The sequence below is a fragment of the Massilia glaciei genome, assembly GCF_003011895.2.
Classification (GTDB): domain Bacteria; phylum Pseudomonadota; class Gammaproteobacteria; order Burkholderiales; family Burkholderiaceae_D; genus Telluria_A; species Telluria_A glaciei.
Window position 1 is genome coordinate 1 of record NZ_PXWF02000011.1, and the last position, 2076, is coordinate 2076.

Genomic DNA, 2076 nt, shown 5'->3' on the forward strand with positions numbered 1-2076 from the left:
ACGCTGCTGCCAATCAGCAGGTCGCGCCCGGCGTTGAGGCTGATGTTGCCGCCTGTGCTCAGCAGCGCCGCGTTGACGGCGATGTCGGAGGTCGCGCCGCCCGCTTGCAGCAACAGGTTGCCCGCCGCGCTCACGCTGGTGCCGTTGACGATCCCGTCGTTGAGGGTGATGCCGCCGGCGCCCGTGACGAGCACCAGGTTGCCGCCCGACACGAGGTCGGACATCGAGGCGTCGCTCACAAGCGCGGTCGAGCCGTCGGCGTTCACCCGCGCCACGCCGATGCTGGCGAGCGCGTCGACGACGATGGCGTCGGTTTCGGCGAGGTACAGGCCGCCCATGCCGGCCACGTTCGCCGCCAGGCTGCCGACCGCGATTTGCAGGTGCGCCGTTGCCGTGCCGGCGCCGTCGCCGGCGCCGGTTCCGGTGGTGACGATGCGCAGCGAACTGGCGCCGACATCGAGGTCCGTGGTGCCCGAATCGCTGATGCTCGAGGCGCCCAGGCTGACGCTGCCGCCCGTGCTCAGCGCGCCCAAGGTCAGCGTGCTCGCCGCCACGTAGCGGATGTTGCCGCCAACGGCCGTGGTCACCGTGCCGTCGTCCATGGCGATGCCGCCTGCCGTGGCGTGGACGTCGATGCTGCCGCCGCCCGCCGTCGTGATGGCGGCCTTCTGGCCGATCGCCGTTTGCGCGACCAGGCTGATCGAGCCGGTGCCGCTGCTGATGGCCGTGTTGAGCGCCAGTGCGCCCGTGCTTGCCCGCAGCAGGATGTTGCCGCCGCCATTCGCGCTGACGATGTTATTGACAAGCAGGTCGCCGGTGTTGGTGACCAACACGAGCGAGCCGCCGGCCAGGCTGGAGAAGTTGGCCTGGGCCGCGTTCAGCGTTGCCGTGGCGGCGCCATCGGCGCCGACCCGGTTCGCCTGCACCGTGACCGCGCCGACCGTCAGTCCGTCACTTTCGATGAGGAACAAGCCGCCCGCGCCCGTTTGCGCGCTGAGCGTGCCAACCGTGGTTTCGAGCGCGTTGGCGCCGCTGCCGATGCCGATGGCCGCGCTCAGTTGCAGGCTTGAGGCGACGATGTCGATTTCGGTCTCGGCTGGCGCCGCGTCCCCGTCGATGATGCCGCCAAGCGTGGCGGTGATGCCGACGCTGCCGCCGCCGGCCGTGATCAGCTCGACCGTCACGTTGCCGCCCGCCTGCAGCAGAATGTTGCCACCATTGGCCGCAAGGCTGGTGCCGTTGGCCATGGTGATGTTGCCGCCGGCGAGCAGGTCGACCGATTTGGCAGCCATGGCTGCGCCGATCGCGGCGTTTTGCACGATGTCGCGTCCGGCGTCGAGGCTGATATTGCCGCCCGAACTCAGCAGCGACGCATTGACCATCAGGTCCGACGCCGCGCCGCCCGCTTGCAGCAGCAGATTGCCCGCCGCAGTCACGCTCGCACCGTTGACGAGGCCGTCGTTGAGGGTGATGTTGCCGGCGCCCGTGACGAGCACGAGGTTGCCGCCCGACACGAGGTCGGACATCGAGGCGTCGCTCACAAGCGCGGTGGTGCCGTCGGCGTTGACACGCGCCACGCCGATGCTGGCGAGCGCGTCGACGACGATGGCGTCCGTCTCGTCGAGGTACAGGCCGCCCAGGCCGGCCACATTGGCCGCCAGGGTGCCGACCGCGATTTGCAGGTGCGACGTTGCCGTCCCGGCGCCGTCGCCGGCACCCATTCCCGTGGTGGCAATGCGCAGCGCGTTGGCGCTGACATCGACATCGAGGCTGCCCGAATCGCTGATGCTTGAAGCGCCAAGGCTGACGTTGCCGCCGGTGCTCAGCGCGCCCAGCGTCAAGCCGCCCAATGCCGCGTAGCGGATGTTGCCATTGACGGCGGTGGTCATGCTGCCGTCGTCCATGCTGATGCTGGCGGTTACCGAATTGACGTCGATGCTGCCGCTGCCGCCGGTCGAGATGCCGGCCTTTTGGCTCAGCGCCAACTGGGCGACCAGGCTGATCGCGCCCGTGCCACTGGCGATCGCGCTGTTGAGGGTCAAGGCGCCCGTGCTTGCCTGCAGCAGGATGTTGCCG

The 2076-nt window shown here is 69.5% G+C and carries 1 protein-coding gene; it reads right to left on the minus strand.

The window, feature by feature from the left end; genetic code table 11:
• Nucleotides 1-2042: beta strand repeat-containing protein (locus C7C56_RS28515; RefSeq protein ID WP_219933081.1), on the minus strand; the 2042-nt coding region annotated here is incomplete at its 3' end.
• Between the last annotated feature and the right edge of the window lie 34 nt (nt 2043-2076).